Origin of the sequence: Vibrio sp. EA2 (assembly GCF_033042495.1) — a bacterium.
GTDB lineage: Bacteria > Pseudomonadota > Gammaproteobacteria > Enterobacterales > Vibrionaceae > Vibrio.
Genome location: NZ_JAWLID010000007.1, coordinates 193,649 through 215,356 on the forward strand (window position 1 = coordinate 193,649; position 21,708 = coordinate 215,356).

Annotated in this window: 16 protein-coding genes and 2 pseudogenes; 6 read left to right on the forward strand and 12 right to left on the reverse strand. The window is 45.4% G+C overall.

What is annotated here, in order from left to right; all coding sequences use genetic code 11:
- Window positions 1-18: 18 nt before the first annotated feature.
- From yajC to RXX31_RS15870, 4 genes are all read right to left on the reverse strand, one after another.
- Window positions 19-348 (reverse strand): preprotein translocase subunit YajC, encoded by a 330-nt coding sequence (yajC, locus tag RXX31_RS15855; protein WP_237318587.1) that lies wholly within the window; start codon window positions 346-348, stop codon window positions 19-21.
- A gap of 165 nt (window positions 349-513) precedes the next feature.
- Window positions 514-1,647 (reverse strand): tRNA guanosine(34) transglycosylase Tgt, encoded by a 1,134-nt coding sequence (gene tgt, locus RXX31_RS15860; RefSeq protein ID WP_317590539.1) that lies wholly within the window; start codon window positions 1,645-1,647, stop codon window positions 514-516.
- A gap of 147 nt (window positions 1,648-1,794) precedes the next feature.
- Entirely contained in the window at window positions 1,795-2,847 is a 1,053-nt protein-coding gene (gene queA, locus RXX31_RS15865; protein WP_317590541.1) for a tRNA preQ1(34) S-adenosylmethionine ribosyltransferase-isomerase QueA, read from the reverse strand.
- Between the two features lie 232 nt (window positions 2,848-3,079).
- Window positions 3,080-4,228 carry a S1 family peptidase gene (locus tag RXX31_RS15870; protein ID WP_317590542.1) on the reverse strand — a complete coding sequence of 383 codons (1,149 nt, stop codon included), beginning with the start codon at window positions 4,226-4,228 and terminating at the stop codon, window positions 3,080-3,082.
- A gap of 316 nt (window positions 4,229-4,544) precedes the next feature.
- Between RXX31_RS15870 and RXX31_RS15875 the strand changes: the two genes are divergently transcribed.
- On the forward strand, window positions 4,545-5,003 hold the full coding sequence (locus tag RXX31_RS15875; protein ID WP_317590544.1) for a CBS domain-containing protein: 459 nt from the start codon (window positions 4,545-4,547) through the stop codon (window positions 5,001-5,003).
- Between the two features lie 147 nt (window positions 5,004-5,150).
- On the opposite strand, the gene aceA is transcribed toward RXX31_RS15875, so the two are convergent.
- The 3 genes from aceA to RXX31_RS15890 all read right to left on the reverse strand — a co-directional run bounded on the left by aceA (window position 5,151) and on the right by RXX31_RS15890 (window position 9,720).
- Window positions 5,151-6,461 (reverse strand): isocitrate lyase, encoded by a 1,311-nt coding sequence (gene aceA, locus RXX31_RS15880; protein ID WP_317590546.1) that lies wholly within the window; start codon window positions 6,459-6,461, stop codon window positions 5,151-5,153.
- Between the two features lie 118 nt (window positions 6,462-6,579).
- Window positions 6,580-8,208, reverse strand: coding sequence for a malate synthase A (gene aceB, locus RXX31_RS15885; protein WP_317590548.1), 1,629 nt, complete (start codon window positions 8,206-8,208; stop codon window positions 6,580-6,582).
- Between the two features lie 606 nt (window positions 8,209-8,814).
- Entirely contained in the window at window positions 8,815-9,720 is a 906-nt protein-coding gene (locus tag RXX31_RS15890) for a hydrogen peroxide-inducible genes activator (RefSeq protein ID WP_317590549.1), read from the reverse strand.
- A 199-nt stretch (window positions 9,721-9,919) separates the two neighbouring features.
- On the opposite strand from RXX31_RS15890, the gene RXX31_RS15895 reads away from it, so the two are divergent.
- From RXX31_RS15895 to ppk2, 3 genes are all read left to right on the forward strand, one after another.
- The gene (locus tag RXX31_RS15895; RefSeq protein WP_317590551.1) at window positions 9,920-10,525 is read left to right on the forward strand and encodes a peroxiredoxin C; all 606 of its coding nucleotides are present in this window, start codon (window positions 9,920-9,922) and stop codon (window positions 10,523-10,525) included.
- Between the two features lie 272 nt (window positions 10,526-10,797).
- Entirely contained in the window at window positions 10,798-11,541 is a 744-nt protein-coding gene (locus RXX31_RS15900) for a copper homeostasis protein CutC (protein WP_317590552.1), read from the forward strand.
- Between the two features lie 69 nt (window positions 11,542-11,610).
- Entirely contained in the window at window positions 11,611-12,387 is a 777-nt protein-coding gene (ppk2, locus tag RXX31_RS15905; protein ID WP_317590554.1) for a polyphosphate kinase 2, read from the forward strand.
- 65 nt (window positions 12,388-12,452) lie between these two features.
- On the opposite strand, the gene phoU is transcribed toward ppk2, so the two are convergent.
- From phoU to RXX31_RS15925, 5 genes and pseudogenes are all read right to left on the reverse strand, one after another.
- On the reverse strand, window positions 12,453-13,151 hold the full coding sequence (gene phoU, locus RXX31_RS15910; RefSeq protein ID WP_317590555.1) for a phosphate signaling complex protein PhoU: 699 nt from the start codon (window positions 13,149-13,151) through the stop codon (window positions 12,453-12,455).
- A 33-nt stretch (window positions 13,152-13,184) separates the two neighbouring features.
- Window positions 13,185-14,003, reverse strand: coding sequence for a phosphate ABC transporter ATP-binding protein PstB (pstB, locus tag RXX31_RS15915; protein ID WP_317590556.1), 819 nt, complete (start codon window positions 14,001-14,003; stop codon window positions 13,185-13,187).
- 2 nt (window positions 14,004-14,005) lie between these two features.
- Window positions 14,006-14,974 (reverse strand): annotated as a pseudogene (gene pstA, locus RXX31_RS24835) (phosphate ABC transporter permease PstA); the annotation flags it as partial.
- A 260-nt stretch (window positions 14,975-15,234) separates the two neighbouring features.
- A pseudogene (locus RXX31_RS24840) lies at window positions 15,235-15,679 on the reverse strand (phosphate ABC transporter, permease protein PstA); the annotation flags it as partial.
- Between the two features lie 30 nt (window positions 15,680-15,709).
- The gene (locus tag RXX31_RS15925) at window positions 15,710-17,917 is read right to left on the reverse strand and encodes an ABC transporter permease subunit (protein WP_317590559.1); all 2,208 of its coding nucleotides are present in this window, start codon (window positions 17,915-17,917) and stop codon (window positions 15,710-15,712) included.
- A gap of 210 nt (window positions 17,918-18,127) precedes the next feature.
- Here RXX31_RS15925 and ppk1 point away from each other — a divergent pair, with 210 nt between their 5' ends.
- On the forward strand, window positions 18,128-20,218 hold the full coding sequence (gene ppk1 / locus RXX31_RS15930; RefSeq protein ID WP_317590560.1) for a polyphosphate kinase 1: 2,091 nt from the start codon (window positions 18,128-18,130) through the stop codon (window positions 20,216-20,218).
- Window positions 20,202-21,707: an exopolyphosphatase gene (ppx, locus tag RXX31_RS15935; protein WP_317590561.1), complete on the forward strand. Its 1,506-nt coding sequence runs from the start codon at window positions 20,202-20,204 to the stop codon at window positions 21,705-21,707. The genes ppk1 and ppx overlap by 17 nt, the downstream gene beginning before the upstream one ends.
- Window position 21,708: the final 1 nt, after the last annotated feature.

Below are 21,708 nucleotides of genomic sequence, written 5' to 3' on the forward strand. Positions count from 1 at the left end.
GAGGACCCTTTTGCTGTTTTATAGAGACTTAAGCGTACCTTTAGGCAGCACTGCAGTTACGAAGTCTTTTTTGATTACAACTTCATTGTTCGCATTAAGCTCGATAGAAATGAAATCATTGTCTTCAGCAATCTTAGTGATTTTACCTACTAGACCACCGCTGGTTAGAACTTCGTCACCTTTGCCCATTGAAGCCATTAGGTTCTTATGCTCTTTTACACGCTTGCTTTGTGGGCGGTAAATCATGAAGTAAAAGATCACTGCGAACATGCCAAGCATGATTAGCATTTCAAAACCGCCGCCTGCTGGTGCGCCTTCTGCTGCTGCGTGAGCCTGAGAAATAAACATTGAAACATCCTCATTATATTTTATTGATAATCCAACAAGTTGGGCTTTCGCTGTTGAGATTCAAGTCTGAAAGTGAGTAATAGAGATCACTCTCTCAAAAATAACGTGCGTTAGCCTACTTTATTAGCAAAAGCCTCTGGCGACATGCCAAAGGCTTTAATTCTTTTAAGCTTTGCTTAGTGGTGGCACTTCGCGGTCACGACGAGCGTAAAACTCTACTACGAATTCATCGAAACGATCTTCATCAATCGCTGTACGAATACTTTCCATCAAACGCTGGTAGTAGCGCAAGTTATGGATGGTATTCAAACGCGCGCCCAGAATTTCATTACAACGCTCTAAATGATGAAGGTACGACTTGCTGTAATTTTGACAAGTGTAACAGTCACAGTGCGGATCAAGCGGTGTTGTATCCGTTTTATGTTTCGCATTACGGATCTTGATCACACCACCAGTAACAAATAGGTGGCCATTACGTGCATTACGCGTTGGCATTACACAGTCAAACATGTCGATACCGCGGCGTACACCTTCTACCAAATCTTCTGGTTTGCCAACACCCATTAAGTAACGAGGTTTGTCTTCTGGCAACTGTGGGCAAGTATGCTCCAGAATACGGTGCATGTCTTCTTTTGGTTCACCGACTGCAAGACCACCCACAGCATAACCATCAAAACCGATTTCTGTTAAACCTTTTACCGACACGTCACGAAGATCTTCGTAAACCCCGCCCTGCACGATACCAAATAGGTTATTCGGGTTTTCCAGCTTATTAAAGTGATCAAGTGAACGTTGTGCCCAACGTAGCGACATTTCCATCGACTTTTTCGCTTCGTCGTGCGTCGCTGGGTATGGCGTACACTCATCAAAGATCATGACGATGTCAGAACCCAGGTCTTTCTGGATTTCCATCGACTTTTCTGCGTCCATGAAAATCTTGTCACCATTGACTGGATTGCGGAAATGTACACCTTCTTCAGTAATAGTGCGCATCTTGCCCAGGCTGAATACCTGGAAGCCACCCGAATCAGTAAGAATAGGCCCTTGCCAGTTCATGAAGTCATGCAGGTCACCATGCATTTTCATTACTTCCTGTCCTGGACGTAGCCATAGGTGGAATGTGTTACCTAGCAGGATTTCAGCGCCTGTACCTTTTACTTCTTCCGGTGTCATACCTTTCACAGTACCGTAAGTACCGACTGGCATAAACGCTGGAGTTTGCACTGTGCCACGTTCGAAGGTCAATTGACCACGACGTGCCGTGCCGTTTTTCTTCTTAAGATCGAATTTTAATTTCACGAAGCCTCCGGGTGTCAGAGAAACAGTCTGACGATATTTTCGGGGTTATCCCCACTTAAGGAGCGGTCGCTTTTCCTTGCGAGAGATAAAACAGGCGATCTGCTTTATTTCCTAGCGTACTGCTAGCACTCGTAAATCTATTTTTAACTAAACAGTTTTCTTTTTGATGAACATAGAATCGCCGTACGAGAAAAAACGATATTTGTTTTCTACGGCATGCTTATAAGCATTCATGGTGTTCTCGTAACCGGCAAACGCACTCACCAACATGATCAATGTTGATTCTGGCAAGTGGAAGTTGGTAATCAAACAATCGACTAACTGGTATTCATAACCTGGGTAGATGAAAATCTCGGTATCACCAAAGAATGGAACCAACTCCGTCCCTTTCTTCAGAGCATCTTGCGCTGCACTTTCAAGCGAGCGAACAGAAGTCGTGCCCACAGCAATGATGCGGCCACCACGAGCCTTAGTGGTCTTGATAGCTTCCACCACTTCTGGTGGTACTTCAACGTACTCCGCATGCATGTGGTGGTCATTGATGTTTTCTACTTTCACCGGCTGAAACGTGCCCGCGCCAACGTGCAGTGTTACATACGCAAACTCAGCCCCTTTCGCTTTGATTTGCTCTAGTAGAACATCATCAAAGTGAAGGCCAGCAGTCGGAGCCGCGACGGCACCCGGCTTTTGGTTGTATACCGTTTGGTAGCGCTCTTTGTCTGCGTCTTCATCCGGGCGATCGATGTACGGTGGAAGCGGCATGTGGCCGATTTCTTCCAGAATTTCCAGGACCGTCTTATCAGAGTTAAATTTCAGCTCAAACAGTGCGTCGTGACGAGCCACCATTTCAGCGGCATATTCATCGTTCTCGCCAACAATAATGGTTGTGCCTGGCTTTGGTGACTTTGAGCAGCGAACATGCGCTAAAATGCTCTTTTCATCCAACATACGCTCAACCAGTACTTCTAGCTTACCGCCGGACTCTTTACGGCCAAACATACGTGCAGGAATAACACGGGTATTATTGAAAACCACTAGGTCACCCGGTTGAACTTGAGCCAACACATCGGTAAATGTGCCATCAACAATCTCACCAGTATTACCGTCCATTTGCAGTAGTCGACTGGCTGTACGCTCCGGCTGAGGGTAGCGAGCAATAAGTTCATCTGGAAGGTCGAAATGGAAATCTGATACTTGCATGTTACTTGTCTTATATATTGGTCAAATCACGTCTAATACGACGATAAAATTGCGACGAGTTTTTCGCAGCAGACTAGTATATGGTTAGATGCTGCAATAGCAAGTGAATCCCCAGAATATAGCTGTAAAAGCTGTCATAAAGAGTGTAATAAACAGTTAAATTGGCAGGTTTGTAGACAATAAAAAGCAGCGACCTGCGCTGCTTTTCAAATTTAGGTTTGATTAACAAGCCTTAGATGTTTTGTGCTCTACGCCATGCTAGCAATCCCAACAGGGATAAGAGACCAAGGTTTAGACTGCCACCACCGTCGCTCGTGTCTCTGAAATTACAGTTGTTGGTTGCAATACCGTCGTAACACGCATCGGTATCACCGTCTTCGATGTCAGTAAGAAACTCAGGCGCAATAATGTAACTGCTTGGAGGGCCATCCATCGTAATGTATGACTGCACCCAGTCATAGTACTGACTGACTTTGGTATAGTAGATCGGAATGGTCAGCGAGCCACAGTCCGGTGTAATTATGGGCCCACCACTTACGATACCAATCTGTTTACCGGTCGCGATATCAATCAGCGGTCCGCCGCTATCTCCGTTACAGGCGGAATTACCATACTGGGTACTGTCGTCCTCTTCTAAAACATCATTAATGGTTGGTAGGGTACAAATTTTTGTGGTGCTTGTAGGCGAGTTAATGGCGACAGGAAACATACTGCCACTTTCCAGACGTTCATAACATTTATCAATCGGCAAAAAAGCAATAGTGGTAGTCTTTAATGTCGTTGATGTTTCATCCGAAGTTGGCTTTGTTACTCCCCAGCCAAATACTTGAACATTAGCTGAGCGTTGATTGGTCTGATAATTTTCATCCCAGTCAGCGGCAAGCCGAGCTTCAATATCGATCATTTCTTCTTTTGTTGCCAGATCAGCAGTACTGACATTAGTGACCGGACGATCGAGATAAAGTAATGCTATATCGCTATCCAGAGCGGTTTGAATTGGGGTAACGCTACCATCACTTTCTGGTTTTGCTTTAGCAAACGGAGTGTACTTGGGGTGCACGACAACATGAGAAACAGAGTAATAATTATCGATACTGGTGTCGTTTAGATTATGGACCTTCGCAGTAACTGCGAGTTCTCCTGGTTGAGTGACATAGTAGCTCGCTTCGATGGCTCCCTCCCCCATCACCACGCAGTGTGCGGCTGTCATTACCCACTGGTTGGTCAGCATTGTGCCACCGCAGTTGGGTAACTCTGCCATACTACTGATACGAATTGACACACGATCAGCCGGATTGGTTTCCTCTTGTCCCAGAATAATGGCATGCGCCGATTGCACACTAAGCACTGTGGCCACTATCGCAAATAGTTTTTTGTACATAGTCGTCTTCAATTTAGTAAGCCTGAGCTTATCTTCCTCGACAGACTAACTAGGTAACATCAGACAAGCATAAATGTGCGATTCAATTCATCGGATTACATTTTCAGCACATTCAATATCAGGTAGAAATGCAAACTCGATCGCACAGAAACTAACCAAACAAAAGTGACAAGATTATCGGTAATTCGTCCATTGCCTAGCCAAAATATGATGTTATTTCATCGCTGTATTTTATTGATAAAAAACGGGGTGGCTCTCAGATATACAGCAAAATATTCTCTATATTTAACTAAGGACAATGCTGCTGGAGGTTTCTATGTTCAAGGTTGAAGACATGATGACTCGCCACCCTCATACCCTGTCGAAAGCGCATACCTTGCGTGACGCAAAAGAGATGATGGAGGCGCTTGATATTCGACACATTCCGGTTGTTGATGCCGATAATCACTTACAAGGCTTGGTGACTCAGCGCGATATTCTTGCTGCTCAAGAGTCTAGCTTACACCCGGATGAAGCCGAACACTCGTTTACCCTCGATACCCCTATCGAAAATATGATGCACACCAACATCATGACGGCAGAACCGCGCGCCGGACTAAAAGAGAGTGCCATCTATATGCAAAAGCATAAAGTCGGCTGTCTGCCTGTGGTCAATAAAGGTCAATTAGTCGGTATTATCACAGACAGTGACTTTGTGACGATTGCTATTAACTTGCTTGAGCTACAAGAGGAAGTTGAACCAGAAGAGATCGAGCCAGACGAAGAAATACAATAACAAGCGTATGAGTTTTAGTTGGCCAGAACTGAGAATAGCGTCGTCAGGAAAATAAAAAAGAGCGGCAATAATGCCGCTCAATATGCCACTACTGGCGTCGTTGTGGGAAATCGAAAGTTTGCCTAACTAAGAAATTTGCCTAGCCAATTAGAATTGGTCTTCTTCTGTCGACCCCGTTAGTGCCGTAACTGATGAATTACCACCTTGAATCGTATTGGTCATTCTGTCGAAGTAACCTGTACCTACTTCTTGCTGGTGAGCTACGAACGTGTAGCCTTTTTCTGCAGCCTGGAACTCTGGGCGTTGTACTTTCTCAACGTAATGACGCATGCCTTCACCTTGCGCATAAGCGTGTGCCAGTTCAAACATGTTGAACCACATGTTGTGGATACCCGCTAGAGTAATGAACTGGTACTTGTAGCCCATGTCCGCAAGCTCTTGCTGGAATTTAGCAATAGTTTCTGCATCCAGGTTTTTCTCCCAGTTGAACGATGGAGAGCAGTTGTAAGCTAGCAGCTGATCTGGGTATTCAGCGTGAATCGCTTCTGCAAACTTACGTGCCTCTTCCAGACAAGGCGTTGCCGTTTCACACCAGATCAAATCTGCGTATGGTGCGTAAGCCAGGCCACGAGAGATTGCCTGGTCGATACCAGCACGTACACGGTAGAAACCTTCAGCTGTACGCTCGCCTTCGATAAAGTCTTTATCGTATGGGTCGCAATCAGATGTTAGAAGGTCAGCAGCGTTCGCATCAGTACGTGCGATAACAAGCGTTGTTGTACCCGCTACGTCTGCTGCCAGACGAGCTGCTACCAGTTTTTGTACCGCTTCTTGAGTCGGAACCAGTACTTTACCACCCATATGACCACACTTCTTAACTGAGGCTAGTTGGTCTTCAAAGTGAACGCCCGCAGCACCAGCATCAATCATAGACTTCATCAGCTCGTAAGCATTAAGTACACCACCAAAGCCCGCTTCTGCATCCGCGACGATAGGCAGGAAGTAATCGATACCACCTTCATCTTCTGGAGACTTACCACCTGCCCACTGGATTTGGTCAGCACGACGGAAAGAGTTGTTGATACGCTTAACAACAGAAGGTACAGAGTCTACTGGGTATAGCGATTGGTCTGGGTACATAGTAGATGCAGTGTTGTTATCTGCAGCAACCTGCCAGCCTGAAAGGTAAATCGCTTCGATACCAGCTTTTGCTTGTTGAACAGCTTGGCCGCCAGTCAGCGCACCCAGACAGTTCACGTAACCCTTTTTCGCGCTACCGTTGACCAGTGACCACAATTTGTCTGCACCACGCTGTGCAATTGTGTTTGCAGGAACCATTGAGCCACGAAGTTCAACGACTTCTTCAGCAGTGTAAGTACGTTTCACGTTTTTCCAGCGTGGATTCGTTGCCCAATCTTTTTCTAGAGCTTCAATTTGTTGGCGGCGAGTTAATGTCATTGGTCTATCCCTCTTTATAATTTGCACTTTTTGTATGTGCGTTGAGTTCCCGTTCTCAGGCAGTACATCCCTCTCTGCCTTCAAAGCTTTTCACGTTATTGGTTATGTATTTGTATTCTTAATCCAGATACTCGTAACCTGGAATGGTCAAGAAATTCGTTAGCTCATCACTGGTTGTCAGCTTCGCCATCAGTTGCGCGGCCTCCTCAAAGCGACCAGCCTGATAACGCTCTTCTCCGATTTCTTGTTTCACGACTTCTACTTCTTGTTTCAAGTAGGACTCAAACAGTTCTTTTGTCACTTTTTGGCCGTTATCCAGCGATTTACCATGTTGAATCCATTGCCAAATTGAAGCGCGAGAAATCTCTGCGGTAGCGGCATCTTCCATCAGTCCGTAGATTGGCACACAACCGTTGCCAGAAATCCAAGCCTCGATGTATTGCAGCGCAACGCGAATATTATGTCGCATACCCTGCTCTGTGCGCTCGCCTTCACATGGCTCAAGCAACTCTGCAGCTGTGATAGGAGCATCTTCAGAGCGGCTGACTTCCAGCTGATTCGAGCGCTCACCAAGAATGTTGCTGAATACTTCCATTGCTGTATCCGCCAGACCAGGATGGGCAACCCAGGTACCGTCATGGCCATTGTTCGCCTCTAAAGACTTATCGTTATGAATCTTGTCCAAAACCTTCTGGTTTTCTTCCTGGTCTTTTGCAGGAATGAAAGCGGCCATGCCTCCCATCGCAAACGCACCACGTTTATGACAAGTACGTACCAGTAATCGCGAATAAGCATTTAAGAATGGTTTATCCATGGTCACGACCTGACGGTCGGGTAATACACGGTCCGGGTGGTTCTTTAATGTTTTGATGTAGCTGAAAATATAGTCCCAGCGACCACAGTTCAGGCCCACGATATGCTCTTTCAGAGAGAACAGAATCTCATCCATTTCAAATACAGCAGGTAGCGTTTCGATAAGCACTGTCGCTTTGATCGTGCCAGTGTCGAGACCAAAGTATTCTTCTGTGAAATGGAACACTTCACTCCACCACTTCGCTTCGTGGTGAGATTGCAACTTAGGAATGTAGAAATAAGGGCCGCTGCCTTTTTGCATTAGCGCTTTGTAGTTGTTGTAGAAATACAGTGCAAAATCGAACAACGCACCTGGAATGATCTGACCGTGCCACGTAACGTGTTTTTCTTTTAAATGAAGGCCGCGTACACGGCAGATCAACACCGCTGGGTCGTCAGCCAGCTCATAATGTTTACCGTTGCCTGGGTTGGTGTAACTGATGGTGCCATTGACCGCATCGCGCAAGTTCACCTGACCATCAAGTACTGCGGTCCAGGCTGGAGACATTGAGTCTTCGAAGTCTGCCATGAACACTTTTACATTCGCATTCAGCGCGTTAATCACCATTTTGCGATCCGTTGGACCTGTAATTTCTACTCGGCGATCTTGCAGATCTTGTGGAATCCCTAAGATCTTCCAGCTTCCTTCGCGAATGTCTTGTGTTTCTGGCAAAAAGTCAGGTAGTTCACCCGCATCGATGCGAGCTTGTTTTTCTTCTCGAGCTTGCAGCAGTTGTTCTACACGTCCGGCATATTTTTCACAAAGCAGTGATAAGAAGGTTTGGGCCTCTGAAGGGAAAATTGCCTGATGTTCCGGAGCAAGTGCACCAGTCACCTCAAGCATGCCTTGGGTCTGCTTTGTTGGTTGTGTTTTTTGTTCTGTCTGAGCAAGCATAATCATTCATCCTTAACGTGCTTTATCAATCTTGGGCAGTCAGCGAAAAGCTACATTTGTAAGTTACGAACAACAAACTACATCCTGAATATTTGTGTTCATCTCTTGAGGCCGTGTCTAGAGATTGCGTAAAAAAGCGTGCGTTTGCAATCTAGACATAAGTCTTACCGGCCGTTAATTAAGCTATATCAACAAAGGGTTTAGAGGAACCCCTAAGATAAACAAAAGCTGAAATTCGAAGTTTTATTCGGCGCGAAACAAACGGTTGTTTTTTGATGCACTTTTGTAAGTTATTACGTAATAAAATTACATGATTTTTTTGACACAAAACTCATTTAAAACAGGTGTATGAATAGTTTACTAGGGTGACGATCCTTGTATTCACAAGGGAGAGAGCAGAGAATTCAAACAAAGGTTAAACACAATGCATAAGAAGATATGTAAAATTAACATTGTAAAATTTCACTATTTTATGAAATCTTCATCAAAGAAAAGCTGTAAAATTTTACAAGTTAAACTTTACGAACAGAATAAAATGCTAAAAAGCACACCATTTATAGTGTGCTTTTGGAAGGATATCAGGATAGTTTAAGCTAATACTAATAGCTATAGCAGTTCAGAAACGACATCTGCTAGCTGATTGAAGGTGTGAGTTCGAGAGGAGCTTGGACGCCAAACCAAACCAATATGACGATGTGCCTGCTTACCTGGTGGGTCTACCACGACCAAATTTTGGTTCTCGATCAGACCATGGTCGATGGCCATTTGTGGAATAAAGGTGGTTCCCAAACCATTCGCCACCATTTGCACTAGAGTGTGTAGACTGGTCGCAGAGAAAGGATTGATCTTCTCTTTATCGGTGAGTTTGCACGCCGACACCGCATGCTCGGTTAAGCAATGTTCTCTTTCAAGTAAGAACACTGATTCATCCGGTAGGTCAGCGTAGCGAATCGGCACTTTGATCGAATCGGCCTGATTGCGGCTAATGATCATACGAAACGGGTCAGAGCCGACAATGCGGCTTTCCATGCCATCGATTTCTACAGGTAAAGCTAAGATCAACACATCCAGCTCCCCTTGTCGCAGCGCGGCAAGCAAGTTCGTTGTGGTGTCTTCTCTTAATAACATGTTGAGTTGTGGGAAACGATAGTTCACTTCCTGAACCAGATCACTCAGCAAAAAAGGAGCAATAGTGGGGATACAGCCGACTTTTAGCTGCCCCTGCATCTCATCACCCTGACACATTCGCCCCAGCTCAACTAAGTCCTGCCCCTTCGCCAGTAGTTCACGACCTTGCTTCACGACCATTTCACCAGTTTGAGTGAACACTAACGGACTTTTTTTATCTTTCTTTTCATATAAAGGACAGCCAATCAAATCTTCTAGATTCTGAATGCCTTTGCTCAGGGTTGACTGACTGACAAAACAACGAACGGCTGCATCGCTAAAATGACGCGTTTCATGCAGTGTCACCAAATAATATAGCTGCTTTAAACTAGGCCACTTATTCATAATATTGTTATTACCTACCACTACTACAGTGATCGAGTTATGAGTTTTGTTATTATCGCTTTTTTCGATTGACTTAATCTATTTAATTCGCTTTTTTCAATACTACAATCTGTACTATAGTTTGTCTCGAATTAATACGGACCGAGATGACATAACTCTATGCGTCTTGGAACTAACCATACTTTTTAGGAGCAAAAAAATGGTACTAGTAGGTCGTCAAGCCCCTGATTTTACTGCGGCAGCTGTTCTAGGTAACGGTGAAATCGTTGATAACTTCAACTTTGCAGAATTCACTAAAGGTAAGAAAGCGGTTGTTTTCTTCTACCCACTAGATTTCACTTTCGTTTGCCCATCTGAGCTAATCGCATTCGACAACCGTCTAGCTGATTTCCAAGCTAAAGGCGTTGAAGTAATCGGCGTTTCTATCGATTCTCAGTTCTCTCACAACGCATGGCGTAACACTGCTATCGCTGATGGCGGTATCGGTCAAGTTAAGTACCCACTAGTTGCTGACGTTAAGCACGAAATCTGTAAAGCTTACGACGTTGAGCACCCAGAAGCAGGCGTTGCTTTCCGTGGTTCTTTCCTAATCGACGAAGAAGGCACTGTACGTCACCAAGTAGTTAACGACCTACCACTAGGCCGTAACATCGACGAAATGCTACGTATGGTTGACGCGCTTAACTTCCACCAAACGCACGGCGAAGTATGTCCTGCACAGTGGGAAGAAGGTAAAGCAGGTATGAAAGATACTCCAGCTGGCGTAGCTTCTTACCTATCTGAGAACGCAGCTGACCTAGCGTAATCAAATAGACCTCACCCAAGCTCAACGGGTGAATTGGTTGGATGTATATATAAAGCAAAAGCTATAGCGGAATAACCGCAAGCGCCAATCAGTCTAAGTAAAGTCTTATTAAAGCCCAGAGTATATTCTTTGGGCTTTCTTTTTTCTCTTTCAAAACACAAACGAGGTAATGCCCAAGCGCTAACTTTACCTCTATTTCACGAAACCTCTATACAGATTCTCACTCTTGTCCTTGTTACTATTTATTGAAAAGTTACATTTGGGACAACCACATGATTACTCAATTAGAAGTCTGCATCGACAACATTGAATCTCTTCACCATGCTATTTTGGGCGGTGCTACACGTATTGAGCTTTGCTCTTCTCTCGCTTTAGGTGGCCTGACCCCAAGCTACGGTTTTATGCAGCAAGCCGCCAAGCTTGCTACTATCCCTGTCTATACAATGATTCGACCTCGTCAGGGAGACTTCCTCTATAACCAACAAGAAATCGAAATGATGCGCTCTGACATCGAAGCCGCATACCAAGCGGGATTGGAAGGGGTGGTGCTCGGCGTACTGACTCAAGATGGTGATGTTCATATACCGTATGCGACAGCATTGTGTGAGTTTGCTCAGGCGCTCGGATTAGGTATCACTTTTCACCGTGCTTTTGACCAGTGCCGAAATGCAGAGCAAGCCTTAGAAGATGTCATAAGCTTAGGTTGTGAGCGTTTACTGACATCCGGCCTGGCACCATCAGCACCTATCGGCAGCGATGTGATCAAATCATTAGTAGAACAAGCGCATGGGCGTATTCATATTATGGCAGGAGCAGGCATTAACGCAGAGAACGTAAGAGCATTAGTCGAAAAGACGCAGGTCCAAGAAGTACACTTATCAGGTAAAAGCACTCGCCCAAGTGATATGAGTTTTATCGCCAATCAGAGTAAAATGGGCGCATCTGATATTGATGACTTTACGATCCCTGTGACCAGTGCAAAAGCCATTGCTAACCTAGTATCAGCTCTCAAATAAAAACTTCGAAAAACCACCAGCTAATATTGAGTGTTAACATCTTGAATATCAAGGATTGAGGAACTGGATATGTCTAAGCTGAAAAACAAGGAATACGAAAAAGAGCTCAGAAAGCTGCAAACAGAATTGGTTAAGCTCCAGGAGTGGGTCAAGCATAAAGGATTAAAAGTGGTTGTGCTGTTTGAAGGCCGCGACGCAGCAGGTAAAGGTGGCGTGATAAAGCGTATTACCGAAAAGCTTAATCCACGTGTATGTCGTGTTGCCGCCCTACCCGCACCAACCGAAAAAGAGAAGACCCAGTGGTATTTTCAACGTTATGTGGCGCACCTGCCTTCCGCTGGCGAAATCGTCTTATTTGATCGCAGTTGGTATAACCGGGCAGGTGTTGAGAAAGTCATGGGCTTTTGCACACCGGAAGAGTATGAGGAGTTCCTGCGTTCATGCCCAGAGTTCGAGCGTATGTTACAGCGTTCTGGCATCATCTTAATAAAATACTGGTTTTCAGTCTCAGATGAGGAGCAAGAGAAGCGATTCCTCGGACGCATTAACACACCAATAAAACGCTGGAAATTCAGCCCTATGGACTTGGAATCGCGTCACCGCTGGATCGAGTACTCGGAAGCGAAAGATAAGATGTTTGCCTATACCGACACCAAAACCTGCCCCTGGTGGGTCGTGCCATCCGACTCTAAAAAGAAAGCCCGTTTAAATTGCATCAGCCACCTTTTGAGTCAAATTGATTACAAGGCGCTTGAGTACCCGCCAATTGAATTACCAGAGCTTAACAAAAAAGGTTATGTCAGAGCTCCGCTCGACGATCAGACCTTTGTGCCGGAGAAGTATTAGCTGCCTATTCCCCCAATCAAAAAGACCAGCGTTATGCTGGTCTTTCTCGTTTAATACCACTTGGTTTACTTCAGAACGTCATCAATACTCTGATCACCAAGGTGTCGGACATCCTTACCTTTCACGAAGTAGATGATGTATTCACAGATATTCTGACAGCGGTCTCCCACTCGCTCGATGGCGCGCGCCGACCACATCACTTGCAGTATGTTGGGGATATTTTTCGGGTCTTCCATCATGTAGGTCATTAACTGACGAATGACCGCTTCATATTCAGCATCCAGTTTATCATCCTGCTTGTGTACTTCGGCTGCGGCTTCCACATCCATACGCGCAAACGCATCAAGGACCTGATGCAACATTTGAATCGCCTGACGACACAGCGGCTCTAACGATACCTGGAACTGGCGCTCTTTTGATGAAGGACTTTCGATGGCAACATAAGCAATACGTGTCGCAACATCACCAATGCGCTCTAAATCGGTGATCGTTTTAATGATCGCCATGATTAATCTCAGGTCTTTCGCTGTCGGCTGACGCTTAGCGATAATACGAGTGCACGCATCATCAATGGACACTTCCATTGCATTCACTTTGTGGTCATCACGCACAACCTTTCGTGCGAGCTCGATATCTTCTTTATTCAAGGCTTGAATAGCATACGACAGCTGCTGTTCAACCAACCCCCCCATGGTTAAAACATGAGTACGAATAGATTCTAGCTCTACGTTAAATTGTCCTGAAATATGACGTCCAAAGTGCATAATTTTCCTTCTGTTTAATCTTGTCGCCGGGTATTAACCGTAACGACCGGTAATGTAGTCTTCCGTCTGAGTCTTAATCGGCGACGTGAAGATCGAGTCTGCGTCTGAATACTCTATAAGCTTACCCATATGGATAAATGCCGTGTGGTCGCTGACCCTTGCTGCTTGCTGCATGTTGTGGGTAACAATAACCACAGTATATTGAGTTTTCAGCTCATTGATAAGCTCCTCAATAGTCAAAGTGGAGATTGGATCAAGTGCTGATGTCGGCTCATCAAGCAATAGCACCTCTGGTTCAATCGCAATGGCACGCGCGATAACCAAACGTTGCTGCTGACCACCTGACAAACCAAAGGCATTCTCATGTAATCGGTCTTTCACTTCATCCCACAGGGCTGCTGCGCGCAAAGAACGTTCAACCGCGTCATTAAGATCTCGGCCATTCTTTACCCCCTGCAGGCGCAGGCCGTACACCACATTTTCATAGATCGATTTAGGGAATGGATTTGGCCGCTGAAATACCATACCAACACGGCGTCTGAGCGTTGCAACATCAACACTGGGATGGTAGACATTTTTTCCATGCAGTCGTACTTCACCAGTGACTTTACAACCTTCAACTAAATCGTTCATGCGGTTGATACAGCGCAACAGAGTCGATTTTCCACAACCTGATGGACCGATAAATGCCGTTACCCGACCTTTCGGAATACGCATCGAGATATCATGTAATGCCTGAGCTTGCCCGTAGAAAAGATTAAGGTTCTCAATGGAGATAGCCGTTTGTTCATCCGTGAGGTTATGCACATCTAACGGTGGCTCGTAACCCAATGTATTATCAAAATTAAACATACTTAATCTTGTCCTAACGTTCTGTATTTTTCACGCAAATCATTACGAATACTGATTGCTGTTAAGTTTAGCCCGACAATCACGGTAATGAGCAGGAAAGAGGTCGCATATACCAGGGGGCGCGCTGCTTCAATATTAGAGGTCTGGAAGCCGACATCGTAAATATGAAAGCCCAAATGCATGAACTTCCGGTCTAGGTGCACGTATGGGAACTGGCCATCAACAGGTAAGCTTGAAGCCAGCTTAACGACCCCCACCAGCATGAGTGGTGCCACCTCACCAGCAGCACGAGCTATCGCCAGTATTAAGCCGGTAATAATGGCAGGGGTCGCCATGGGTAAAATCACACGCCAAAGCGTTTCAAACTGAGTTGCTCCCAGGGCTAAAGAGCCATGACGAACAGAATTGGGAATGCGAGTAAGCCCTTCTTCTGTGGTAACAATCACTACAGGCAACGTTAGCACAGCAAGGGTCAACGCGGACCACAGCAAGCCCGGTGTACCAAATGTCGGGGCTGGCAGTTTCTCGCTATAGAACAGGTTATCGATCGAGCCACCAATGGTATAGACGAAAAAGCCTAAACCAAAGACACCGTAAACAATCGACGGAACACCAGCCAGGTTAATTACCGCAATCCGTATCACGCGTGTCAGTGCGTTGTTTTTGGCGTACTCATGCAGATAAATCGCGGCAATAACCCCCAGCGGCATGACGATGATAGACATGATGATTACTAAGAATACCGTGCCAAAAATCGCCGGGAAGACGCCACCTTCGGAATTAGACTCGCGCGGATCATCCGATAAAAACTTCCAGACTTGCTTCCCCCAGTGCGCCACTTTACCTAGCAGAGACATTTGATTTGGGTACCAATAATCAAGAATGTCTTCGAGTGGAATCGCGACCTGCTCGCCAGTCATGTCTTCGACAATTAAAGCATAGTCAGATAGTTGTAGGCGAAGACCATCAAGCTGTAAATCCAGGCTTGCTAGCTGTTGTTCAATTTGCTCTTTTCTCTGCTGGTTATCCGCTAAAAACGCATCGGTAACGGTGTTGTTGAGCTCATGTTTACGCTTTTCCAGTCGTAACTGCTCCAACTTCCAGCCGAGATCCTGTAATTGATCGACCACCAGCGAATCAATCTCATGGCGTAATATCTCAGCATCGTCTATCTTGTCATCAAGTATCGTCCGAAGGTTCTTTTCATAGCGTTTGTCCCCATCTTCAAACGCGATCATTTTGCCAAAAAAGTACCCACCGCTGCTGCGTTCAATGACGGCTAAATCTTTAGGGGTGGTTGGCTCATCCAATTGCATTTGTAATACGGAGATAAAATCCGCAGGATAAAGCTCTCGGTTAGCAATTTTAATACTCAGGCGAGTCGCAAAATCTTCATCATCGCCGAGTTTATTTACCGCTTCTTGCGGTAAGTAGCTTTTGGGCACAAAGCTCCGCTCGTAAACCTGACCAATCAGCTTACTATTTTCCTGCAGTACTTCCCCCTGCACAGGCGTTAACGCTGCTACGTTCCATTGATACAAAGGTGCAGGCCAGAAAAAGGTTAATCCTTTCCAGCCTATAAGCAGAAGCAAACCTAAAACGGAGAGCAAGCTGATACTCACAGCTCCACCCGTTAGCCATATCCAAGGTGCGCCAGAACGAATCCAATTTAACACGCAACCACTCGCTCTTTGTTCAAACTATTATTACAACGCACGGTACTTATCTCTCAGTCTTTGGCGGACAAACTCAGCAAGGGCATTCACCGCAAAAGTAAATAAAAACAATATTAATGCCGCAAGGAACAGCAATCGAAAATGCGTACTGCCTACTTCTGACTCCGGTAACTCAACCGCAATCGTTGCTGATAAACTGCGCATTCCCTCTAAGATGTTCCAGTCCATAAGCGGCGTGTTACCCGTCGCCATTAGCACGATCATGGTCTCACCTACCGCACGTCCCAATCCCATCATAATGGCCGAGAAAATACCGGGACTCGCAGTCAGCAGCACAACGTAAATTAAGGTCTGCCATGGTGTTGCTCCCAAAGCTAAAGAGCCATCCGACAAGTGCTTCGGTACGGAGAAAATCGCATCCTCGGCAATGGTGAAAATCGTTGGTATAACGGCAAAGCCCATCGCCAACCCGACAACCAATGCGTTACGCTGGTCAAAGCCAACACCATGCTCTGTCAGGAATAAACGCATATCCCCTCCGAAAAAGCTCTGCTCGATAGCGGGCGATAACCAGACTCCCAATCCTATCAGCAACAGCAATAACGGCATCAATACCAGAGCATGCCAGCCATTTGGCAGTCTGTTTCTTAACGACTGTGGAAGGAGAGCCCAAAGTCCACCAATGATCATCGTACCCAGCGGTAATACAAACAGCATCACCACAACAGTAATCAAATGATCCTCGACAATTGGCGCAAACCAAAGCCCGGCAAGGAAACCGATGATCACGGTTGGTAAGGCTTCCATCAACTCTATCGAAGGTTTAACCACTCTTCGCATACGCGGGGACATAAAGTAAGCGGTATAAATTGCTCCCAATACCGCCAGTGGTACTGAGAACAACATGGCAAACATCGCAGCTTTAATCGTGCCAAACGCGATAGGCACTAAGCTGAACTTGGCTTCAAAGTCATCACTAGCCGACGTTGATTGCCAAACAAATTCCGCTTCAGGATAGCCTTCATACCAGACTTCCTGCCACAAAGACGAGAGCGACACTTCAGGGTACGGGTTGTCCACCTTGGCAACATTAAGCTTGTCCTCTTGCCAGCTAATTAAATAACGCTCATTACTCGACATCGCAGCTAGAGCCGGCGCTTGCTGATAAGCACGCTTAAATAGCACCAGCTTTTCACTGGTGGTGTAATGGCTTTGTACTGTGCCATTGGTATAGAAGCTGTAGAAACCTTTGCGATGGGAGTCTGGTAACAAGTATTTGAGCTCCGACGCCAGTTTAAAATTACGAATGTAAGTCAGAGTTCGCTTATCACCCTGAAGCGTATCGAACCATTGTGAAACCATGCCATCATTGTGGGTGACAAGCAGAGAGTAAGCACCAGAGAGTAAATCGATGTTTCGCACCGAATGCTTGCTATCGCCCTGTGTCAGGTCAATCACCTCACGTACCACAAAGGTGAACTTATCTTTCTTCAAAACGATCAGTTCGGACCCATCTCGCAGGTACAAGGTTTCTCCACCCGGGGTTAGCAGAATTTGATCGGGATAGTTGAAACCAGCAGAAAAGGTAAAATCTATCGTACTTGGCTCGTCGCCTAGCAAAGAAGATGAATACTGCCAACGAGCGTGAACCTGGCCATTTTGAGTCTGCCAGACAATGGTTGGAGCTTGCTCACTAGCACTGAAAGCAAATTGAACCACGGGATCAGACTCGTCGGTTAGAACCATATCCATACTGGTATGGAAAGTAACGATCTCTGGCGGACGCGCATCCTCTTTTAAAGTCGCATTAAACTCAGGTTTGAAAATATGCGCTTTGCCTTGCTCATCAACCAATCCGTACCATCCACGGCCCGGTGCTGATTGTGAAAAAGAAACAGGTTGAGTAACGAGTTGCTGAGAGTAAAGCGAAGTCGGCGCCGACTCATCCATCGACAGGAACTGAGCCTGGCCATCTTCGGTAAGCACAAAAGCCTGTTGGGCATAATCATCAACAGATATCGCTAATGGCTCGCCTAGCTGAACACTTCTGGAAGCATGGTTCGTCTCTATTTTCGCATCCGAAAACAGAGGAATGATCACCATAGCAAGATAGACAAAAATCAAAATCAGCGCAGCCAGAACGCCTACACCACCCATCGTCACTGCAAGCCTGACCAAACGATCTTTAATCAGTCGCTTCTTATCTTTTTCCTGCAATGAAAACTCGGCTTGTGCCATTTATCTCTCTACCTTTTTTTACTCAGTACCAGAATATGTCTTTTAGATGACAATTATATTACAGATCACATTAACCAACTGAAAAGAAAACAACTCTGGAAGCTAACAAGCACGATGAAATAAAACTGTAACAAAAATCTCATAATGTTCTCACTCAACTATATTTTCCTTGATGAATATGCAACTTTCACCTTTTGGCTAGGTAAGATAATGAGCACTGAAAAACTATATGTAGAAAAAGAGCTTAGTTGGTTGTCTTTTAATGAACGAGTATTGCAAGAAGCCGCAGATAAGACCGTTCCATTGATCGAGCGAATTCGATTTCTCGGGATCTTTTCCAACAATCTGGACGAGTTCTATAAAGTACGTTTTGCTGACGTAAAACGAAGAATCCTAATCAATCAAGAACGCGGAGTAAATGACAGCTCCAAACGCCTGTTGTCAAAGATGCAGGCGAAAGCGTTCAAGCTTAACGAAAAATTCGACGAACTTTACAGTGAATTAATACGAGAAATGGCTCGACGTCGCATTTTCTTGGTTAATGAACAGCAACTTGATGAAGTACAGCAGAAGTGGATAACCAAATACTTCCGTAACGAAGTGATGCCACATATTACGCCGCTACTGATGAAAGACGAAATCGACGTCCTTCAATTTCTCAAAGATGAATACGCTTATATCGCGGTCGAGTTACGCAAAGAACAAAACTCACAGTACGCGTTGATCGAAATTCCAACCGACCACTTGCCTCGCTTCGTGATGGTACCAGAACAAAAAGGCAAACGCCGTAAGACCATCATTTTACTTGATAACATTATTCGCTACTGCTTAGACGAGCTGTTTAAAGGCTTTTTCGACTATGACGAGTTAAATGGCTATGCCATGAAAATGACTCGGGATGCAGAGTACGATTTACGTAATGAAATCGAATACAGCTTGCTGGAACAGATGTCAGAGGGTGTGAATCAGCGTCTTACTGCAATGCCAGTACGCTTTGTCTATGAGCGCGAAATGCCACAGGATATGCTCGACTTTTTGTGCAGTAAGATGAAGATTTCGAGCTACGATAACCTTATTCCCGGCAGTCGCTACCAGAACTTCAAAGACTTTATCTCTTTCCCAAACGTTGGACGTGACTACCTAGAAAACAAACCTATGCCACCAATGAAGTGTGCTGACTTCGAAGGTTATCCCAACAGCTTCAAGGCGATTAAAGCCAAGGATATTCTGCTTTACTACCCGTATCATACTTTTGACCATATCACAGAGCTGGTTCGCCAGGCCTCGTTCGATCCGAAAGTCATCGGTATAAAAATCAATGTGTATCGAGTCGCCAAAGATTCACGCTTAATGAATTCATTGATTGATGCTGTTCACAACGGAAAGAACGTTACCGTGGTTGTTGAACTGCAAGCAAGGTTTGACGAAGAAGCGAATATCGAATGGTCTAAAGTACTGACAGAAGCGGGCGTACACGTTATTTTCGGTGCGCCAGGTCTGAAGATTCACTCTAAGTTGCTGCTCATTAGTCGTCGTGAAGATGACGACATTGTTCGCTATGCACACATCGGTACGGGTAACTTCCACGAGAAAACCGCACGAATTTATACCGACTTCGCTCTGCTTACCGCAGACCAAGATCTCACTACGGAAGTTCGCAATGTCTTCGGTTATATTGAGAATCCTTATCGCCCGGTTAAATTCAACCACCTGATGGTTTCTCCACGAAACTCGCGTTCACAAATTTATCGCCTTATTGATGGTGAAATCACCAACGCAAAAGCGGGTAAAAAAGCAAGCCTCACGATCAAAATTAACAACCTGGTCGACAAAGGCATCGTCACCAGACTTTACGCGGCAAGTAATGCGGGCGTAAAAGTGAACATGATCATTCGAGGCATGTGTTCTCTGGTTCCGGGTATCGAAGGAGCGAGTGAGAATATCCGTATCATCAGTATCGTGGACCGCTTTTTGGAGCACCCAAGGGTAATCATCGCTCACAATGATGGCGATCCGCAGGTATATATCTCCTCTGCTGACTGGATGACTCGTAACATCGATCACCGCATTGAGGTCACGACACCAATTCGTGATCCTCGCCTGAAGCAAAGAATTATTGATATAATCAATATCCACTTTACCGATACCGTAAAGGCGCGCTTGATAGATAAAGAGATGAGTAACAGCTACGTACCTCGCGGTAACCGCAAAAAAGTTCGTTCACAAGTTGCCATCTATGACTATCTTAAAAATATAGAAAAGCAAACCAGAAGACAAAGGCCAGATGTCTCAGATACTTGAACAAGATGAACGTTATATTGCCGCGATTGATCTCGGCTCTAACAGTTTCCACATGGTGGTGGCAAAAGTTGTCGGTAGTGACCTGCAATTAGTCAGCCGTCATAAACAAAGAGTTCGTATGGCTTCCGGCCTGGACAGTGAACTGAACTTAAGCCACGCCTCGATGGAGAGAGCGCTTGAATGCCTGGCAATGTTTGCCGAACGTCTGCAAGGCTTGGACGAGTCTAACGTGCGCATTGCCGCGACTCACACCCTAAGACGAGCAAAAAACGCGCACTTGTTTATTAACCGAGCCAAAGAAGTGTTGCCTTTCCCGATTGAAATTATCCCGGGAGAGGAAGAAGCACGCCTTATTTATTTAGGTGTTGCGCATACTCAGGTCGAGTCAAATTCTAAACTCGTTGTTGATATCGGCGGCGGCAGTACCGAGATGATCATCGGTCAGGGGTTTGAACCTGAGCTTCTTAACAGTAAACAAATGGGTTGCGTCAGCTTTACCGAACAGTTTTTCAAAAATGGCAAGCTGTCTGGAAAAAACTTTAGCAAAGCCATGCTGGCGGCAGAGCAAAAGCTGGAATCTATCGCGAGTAAGTATCGCAAAAAAGGCTGGGACATCGCGCTTGGTTCATCGGGTACCATAAAAGCGATTCAAGAAGTATTGATTGGGTTGGGCTATGAAGACGGCTTGATTACGTTAAAACGCCTTAATAAACTTATTGAGGCTTTATGCGAATTCTCCTCCATTGACGACATTGAACTCACCGGATTGACTGACGAGCGTAAGCCCGTTTTTGCAGCTGGTGTCGCGATTCTTACTGCCATTTTCCAGGCACTAAAAGTTGAACAGATGTTCTTTTCCGATGGTGCATTGAGAGAAGGGTTGCTGTATGAAATGGAAGAGCGCTTTGCCCGTTCTGACATTCGCATGCGTACCACTGAAAACTTAGCGCAGAAGCATCGCGTCGATCTTGAACATGCAGCACGTGTTAAAGGTCAGGCCAGAGAGATGTTAGAACACGTTCATTCCGAACTAGGTATTAAGAAAAAAAGCGATCTGTTTGACCTACTCGAATGGGCAGCACTGCTACACGAGGTTGGTCTAAGCATTAACTTGCGTAGTTTTCACCGCCACTCGTTTTATATTCTCTTGCACTCAACGCTGCCAGGTTTTAACCGTGAACAGCAACTAGTGTTAGCGACGCTGGCTCGCTTTCAGCGTAAAGCTTTAAAGCTCAATGAATTACCGGACTTTAATCTTTACAAACAAAGTGATGTACTTAGCCTGATTAAAATCCTGAGGATTTCGATTGTACTAAATGGGCAACGCAACGACGAGCCACTCCCCGACATCACTCTATCGATCAAAGACGATGTTTGGACGTTAACCTGTACGGATGAAGAGTGGCTGGAGAACAATAAGTTGCTTCATGCAGACTTACAGGAAGAGCAGCAGCGTTGGGAAAACGCGAAGTGGGTGCTCACCTTCTAAA